We start from the raw sequence: 5,616 nt of genomic DNA, 5'->3' as shown, positions 1-5,616 counted from the left end.
GGCGTCGGATGGGGTTAAGGGCCGGCGCTGAAGCGGACGGTTCCTTCGCCTCCCTCCCCTCTGAGGGGAGGGAGGCGAAGGAACCGTCGGCTTCAGCGTCGGGAAAGGCACGCTGATGTTCCGGCTCGGCGTCACCGGCTCCATCGCCACCGGCAAGTCGACGGTTCTCGAGGCCCTCGCCGAGTTCGGCGCCAGGGTTTCGTCCGCCGACGCGATCGTCCATGAGCTTTATGCCGGCCCCGCGGTCGAGGCGGTCGAGGCGCTGTTTCCTGGTGTCGCCGCCGATGGCGCCATAGACCGTGGACGGCTTTCGGCTGCCCTTGCCGCGCAGCCGCAGCGGCTCTCCGAGCTCGAGGCGCTGATCCACCCCATGGTGCGGGACCGAATCGCCCGGTTCATGGACGTGGCAGAAGCCGAGGGAGCCGCCCTCGCCGCGGTCGAAGTGCCCCTGCTCTTCGAGAGCGGCCATGACTACGGGTTCGACGCGGTGGCCGTCACCGTCTGCGACGAGGCCGAGCAACGGCGCCGGGCCCTTGCGCGGCCGGGAATGACCGTGGAAAGATTGCAATCGATTCTTGCCCGGCAGATGCCGCAGGCCGAAAAGAAGGAGCGGGCCGATTACGTGATCGACACCACCGGCCCGGTGGAAGAGACGCGCCGGACGGTCAAGGCCATGGTGGCCAAAATCCAGGCGCAACAGGCGAACCAATGAAGCGCGAGATCGTCCTCGATACCGAAACCACCGGCCTTTCGCCGGCGACCGGCGACCGGCTGGTCGAGATCGGCGGCGTCGAGCTCATCAACCACATCCCGACCGGACGCACGTTCCACGTCTACATCAATCCCGAGCGCGACATGCCCGAGGAGGCCTATCGCGTCCACGGGCTCTCCAACGAGTTCCTGGCCGACAAGCCGCTGTTCGCGGCCGTCGCCGAGGACCTCGTCGATTTCCTCGACGATGCGACGCTCGTCATCCACAACGCCGCCTTCGACATCGGTTTCCTCAACGCCGAGCTCGAAAAGGTCGGGCGTCCGGCGCTGACCAACGAGGTCATCGATACGGTCGCGCTCGCCCGCCAGATCAATCCGGGCGCGCGCGCCAGCCTCGATGCGCTCTGCAAGCTCTACGGCATCGACAATTCGCGCCGCACGCTGCACGGGGCGCTGCTCGACAGCGAGATCCTGGCCGATGTCTATCTGGAGCTGATCGGTGGCCGCCAGGTGGCGCTGGCGCTGGTCGCCGAGACCACGGTCTCGTCGGGCCTGACCCTCGTCGACCGCGCTCCGGCCCGCCAGCGGCCGACCCCGCTCGCCGCCCGCGTCTCGTCCGATGAGCTCGCCGCCCACGCCGCGCTCATCGCAACGATCGGCGCCGATGCGTTGTGGAACGCCTATGAGGACGCGGTAGCGGCCTGATGGGCTGCCCCCTGGGCCCCATACCAACCACCGGCCGTCATCCCGGCGAAGGCCGGGACCCAGCCCTGATGCTATCCATTTCACGGGAAGATCGGCCGCTGTCTGCCGCGTTCATGCACCTTGCGGCTGGCGAGGCATCTCAGGATGGGCCCCGGCTTTCGCCGGGGTGACATCGAGGTGGTGGATGTGCCGGTGCATGAGCCGCGGATCGTGTAACGCGGCAGCCCAGCGACAAAAACTCAGTTCGGCTTGTCGCTGGGGGCGTCGCTGTTGGCCGGTGCGGCCGGGGCCGTGCCCTGCTGCTGGGCGGCGAGCTTGGCCAGGTTCTGCCGGTAGATGGCGAAGAAGTCGACCGGCTCCATCATCAGCGGCGGGAAGCCGCCCTGCTGGGTGACGTTGGCCAGCACCTGCCGGGCGAACGGGAAGATCAGCCGCGGGCATTCGACCATCAGCAGCGTCGAGAGCTGGTTCTCGGGGACGTTGCGGATGCGGAACACGCCGCCATAGACGAGCTCGACGTTGAACAGCACCTGCTCGGCCCGGTTGGCCTTGGCGTTGAGGTTGAGCTCGACCGCATAGACGTCGTCGCTCTGCTTCTTGACAGCGACGGAGATGGCGACGTTGAAGGCGGGATTGCCCCCGCCCAGCATGATCGAGCCGGGCGCGCCGGGGTTCTCGAAGGAGAGGTCGCGCACGTACTGGCCAATGAGGTTGAGGCTGGGGGCCGTGCTGGTATTGGCGCCGGGCGTTGCCGCGTTCGCGGTCTGGTTGTCGTCGGCCATGGGTCTGTCCTTTTTGGAAAGAAAGGCTGGAATTGGCCGCCTCGCTAACATCTTTGGCCGCGTGTCACAAGGCGCGGCTGCTCCCCTCCCCCTTGAGGGGGAGACGCATCGTGCCGATCCGATTATCTCTGCCGATAGTCCTCGTCGTCGAGGTCGATGGTGCGCGGACCGCGCACCCGCGGGTCCTGGTAGGAGCCGGCGCCGGGATCGACGACGACCATGCGTTTGGAGAGCGCGGCATAGACCAGCGACCTGACCGGCGGCAGCAGGAGGGCGATGGCGAGGATGTCGGAGAGGAAGCCCGGGAGGACGAGCAGCACCGCCGCCAACCCGATCATGATCGCGTCGGCGACCGTGCGGGCCGGCAGCCGGCCGGTCTCGACGCTCGCGCGCATCTGCCCGACGACGGCGAGCCCTTCGAGGCGCAGGAGCAGCGCGCCGCCCAGCGTTGCGGCGATGAGGAGCCCGATCGTCCACAGGAGTCCGATGGTCTGGCCCACCTTGATGAGGACCGCGATCTCGACGATGGGGACGAGGATGAGCCCGATGAGGGCGATGCGTGCCAAGGATGTTCCTTCCCGTTTCAAGGCGCGTGCCTGCGCGCTCGCGGCAATTCGTCCAATCGTGAACTGGTTTCGCGGCGCACTTTGCCTATATATAGGACGACTTGAGGGCTCTGCGAGCCGTCGCTGCAAATCTGACACAAGCGTCAACCGGGTGTGACTGGCCACATGGACGAGTTTTTCGATCTTCCGACCCTCATCGTCATCGGCGTAGCCGTGGTGATCCTGTTCCGGCTGCGCTCGGTGCTGGGCACCCGCACGGGCAACGAGCGGCCGCCCGTCGACCGGACCCGTTCGGAAGAGGCGAAGGCCCGGGCCGGCGAGGAAACCGTCGTGCCGCTGCGCCCGCAGCAGGGGACCCCTGCCCCGAACCTCGACGACGAGCGGCGCGCGCGCAAGCTCGAGGCCGAGATCGAGCAGTCCGCCCATGGCGACGCAGCGCTTGCCGAAAACCTCAAGGCCGTGGCCGACGCCGATCCGACCTTTACCCCCAAGTCGTTCCTCGAAGGGGCCAAGATGGCCTACGAGATGATCGTCACCTCCTTTGCCCAGGGCGACCGCGCGACGCTCAAGAACCTCCTGGAAAAGGACGTGTTCGACGGCTTCCAGCGCGCCATCGCCGAGCGCGAGGCCGCCGGACGGCGTGTCGACTTCACCTTTGTCGGCCTGCCCAAGATCGAGATCTCCGACGCCGAATACGACAAGCGCGTGGTCAACGTCACCGTGCGCTTCTATGCCGAGGTCGTCTCGGCCACCTACGAGAAGGACGGCCAGCTCGTCGAGGGCCATGCCGAGCAGGTGCAGAACATCGCCGACGAATGGACCTTCTCGCGCAACCCCAAGTCGCGCGACCCCAACTGGAAGCTCGTCGCCACCAGCCAGCTCGACTGATCGCACGACGTGCAGGCGGCGACGGCCATGGCCAGACGCGGTCCGAAATCCCCGGTGCCCGATTTTCACCTGTGGACCGCCGTCACCCGCACCGTCGACCCGCTGCGCAAGCCGCGCGTGCTGCGTGAGCCTGCCGAGCCGCTGCCGCTCCCCGAACCCTCCGCCCCCGCCGACGTTGCGCAATTGAAGCGCGCGCCGGTCAAGCACCCGCCGCCGCTGCCGATGCCGGCCTATCAGGCGCCCCCCCAGCGCGTCGTTCCCGAGGCCGCCATAGAGCCGCGCCTGCGCCGCAAGCTGCGGCGCGGGCACATCGAGATCGACGGCAGCATAGACCTCCACGGCATGCGCCAGGACGAGGCGCGCTTGGCGCTCGGCCGCTTCATCCCCGCCCGCGCCGCGCGCGGCGACCGCACGGTGCTGGTCATCACCGGCAAGGGCTTGAAGAAGATCGACGAATTCGCCACCGTCATCATCGAGCGCGGCGTGCTGCGCGCCATGCTGCCGGTCTGGCTCTCCGAACCGCACCTGGCTCCCTATGTCTCGGGCTGGCATTCGGCCGCCCAGGGGCATGGCGGGGAAGGCGCGTTCTACGTGCGCCTGAGACGTCCCGGAAGGGCCGCGCCATGACCCCGCTCGGCGCAAAGCTGCGGTCGCTGCGCGAGGAGCGCGGCATCTCCTTGAAGGAAATGGCCGCCGCCCTCAACGTCTCGAGCGCCTATCTCTCGGCCCTCGAGCACGGCCGGCGCGGCCGGCCGACCGGCTTCATGCTGCACCGCATCATCACCTTCTTCAACGTCATCTGGGACGACGCCGAGGAACTGCAGCGCCTCGCCGAACTTTCCGACCCCAAGATCACCATCGACACCGGCGGCATGGCGCCCGAGGCGACGGAGCTGACCAACCGCCTCGCCCGCGACATCGCCCGGCTGGAGGTCGAGGACCTGGTGTTCCTGCGCAACGAGCTGGTGCGGCGGGCGGGGCGCAAGCCGGGGTCCTGACCCCGGACTCCAGGGCTGGTAAGTTCTCGTTCATTTTTCATAGGGTAGCGCTGGTTCTCCTGGAGAACCGCGACCATGTACGCATTCGGCAACGAAACCACCATTCCCGGGCTGCACTGCGCCTTTCCCGACGAGACGATCGCGTTCCTGACCGCGCTCGGCTTTCGCCTGACCTACGAGATGCGCCGGCCCTATCTCTACCTCGCCTTCGCCTGGCACGGCGTCGAGCTGCACTACGCCGCCGCGCCCAAGGACCTCGACGTCGACGCCGAGGACACCGGCGGATGCCTGGTGCTGGTCGACGAGGCCGCGCCCTACCACGAGGCTTTCACCGCCGCCATGCGCAAGGCTTATGGAAAGGTGCTGGTGACGGGCAGGCCGCGCATGACCCGGTTCCGCCCCGGCCAGAGCCGCTTCTCGCTGATCGACCCGTCCGGCAACACCTTCATCTTCGTCGAGCGCGACGAGCCCGAGGACCTCGAATACGGGGGAGCCGCTCATCTCGAGGGGTTGGAGCGCGTGCTCGACAATGCCCGGATCCTGCGCGACTTCAAAACCGACTACGCCGGAGCCGGGCGGGTGATCGATACGGGCCTGCGCCGGCACCCCGACGCTTCGGCCGTCATCCGTTTCCGCGCGTTCGCCATGCGTGCCGAGCTCGCCATGTTCATCGAGGATGCGGATGGCGCCCGGCAGGCACTCGCCGGGTTGAGGGCGGTGAACCTTGCGCCGGCCGAACGGGAGGGTCTCACCGAGGACCTGGCGCGCGAGCAGGACGTGGTTGGCTGGCTCGAGGACAAACGCGCCGACTAGAGCGCGTACTCATAAGCGGTTGCGAGGGATTTGGGTTGATGATTCAAGGTTCCGAAAGGAGCTCTTGAATGGGGCGATACGATCTCAGCGAGACGGAGTGGCGGATGATCGCTCCGTTGTTGCCGAACAAGCCGCGCGGGGTTGCGCGGGTGG

8 protein-coding genes and 1 pseudogene are annotated in these 5,616 nt (G+C 67.6%); 7 read left to right on the top strand and 2 right to left on the bottom strand.

Annotated elements, in window-relative coordinates:
- Positions 1-115: 115 nt before the first annotated feature.
- Entirely contained in the window at positions 116-712 is a 597-nt protein-coding gene (coaE, locus tag VE25_RS18895) for a dephospho-CoA kinase (RefSeq protein WP_046110225.1), read from the top strand.
- A complete protein-coding gene (gene dnaQ, locus VE25_RS18890; protein WP_046110224.1) occupies positions 709-1,416 on the top strand; it encodes a DNA polymerase III subunit epsilon in 708 nt (235 codons plus the stop codon). Before coaE ends, dnaQ begins: the two co-directional genes overlap by 4 nt.
- A gap of 239 nt (positions 1,417-1,655) precedes the next feature.
- Here dnaQ and secB read toward each other — a convergent pair whose 3' ends face one another.
- Positions 1,656-2,198, bottom strand: a complete 543-nt coding sequence (secB, locus tag VE25_RS18885) for a protein-export chaperone SecB (protein WP_046110223.1) — start codon at positions 2,196-2,198, stop codon at positions 1,656-1,658.
- A gap of 122 nt (positions 2,199-2,320) precedes the next feature.
- Positions 2,321-2,764, bottom strand: a complete 444-nt coding sequence (locus tag VE25_RS23035; protein ID WP_160300003.1) for an FxsA family protein — start codon at positions 2,762-2,764, stop codon at positions 2,321-2,323.
- 165 nt (positions 2,765-2,929) lie between these two features.
- Between VE25_RS23035 and VE25_RS18875 the strand changes: the two genes are divergently transcribed.
- The 5 genes and pseudogenes from VE25_RS18875 to VE25_RS22805 all read left to right on the top strand — a co-directional run.
- Entirely contained in the window at positions 2,930-3,652 is a 723-nt protein-coding gene (locus VE25_RS18875; RefSeq protein WP_046110221.1) for a Tim44/TimA family putative adaptor protein, read from the top strand.
- Between the two features lie 27 nt (positions 3,653-3,679).
- Positions 3,680-4,279 carry a Smr/MutS family protein gene (locus VE25_RS18870; RefSeq protein ID WP_046110226.1) on the top strand — a complete coding sequence of 200 codons (600 nt, stop codon included), beginning with the start codon at positions 3,680-3,682 and terminating at the stop codon, positions 4,277-4,279.
- Positions 4,276-4,650: a helix-turn-helix domain-containing protein gene (locus tag VE25_RS18865; RefSeq protein WP_046110220.1), complete on the top strand. Its 375-nt coding sequence runs from the start codon at positions 4,276-4,278 to the stop codon at positions 4,648-4,650. The genes VE25_RS18870 and VE25_RS18865 overlap by 4 nt, the downstream gene beginning before the upstream one ends.
- 75 nt (positions 4,651-4,725) lie before the next feature.
- The gene (locus VE25_RS18860) at positions 4,726-5,463 is read left to right on the top strand and encodes a DUF8817 family protein (protein ID WP_046110219.1); all 738 of its coding nucleotides are present in this window, start codon (positions 4,726-4,728) and stop codon (positions 5,461-5,463) included.
- A 68-nt stretch (positions 5,464-5,531) separates the two neighbouring features.
- Positions 5,532-5,616 (top strand): annotated as a pseudogene (locus tag VE25_RS22805) (IS5/IS1182 family transposase); the annotation flags it as partial.

It is taken from the genome of Devosia geojensis (assembly GCF_000969415.1).
In the GTDB taxonomy this organism is placed as follows: domain Bacteria; phylum Pseudomonadota; class Alphaproteobacteria; order Rhizobiales; family Devosiaceae; genus Devosia; species Devosia geojensis.
The sequence above is the reverse complement of the archived record's forward strand: the minus strand, read 5'-3'. Positions and strand labels throughout refer to the sequence as shown.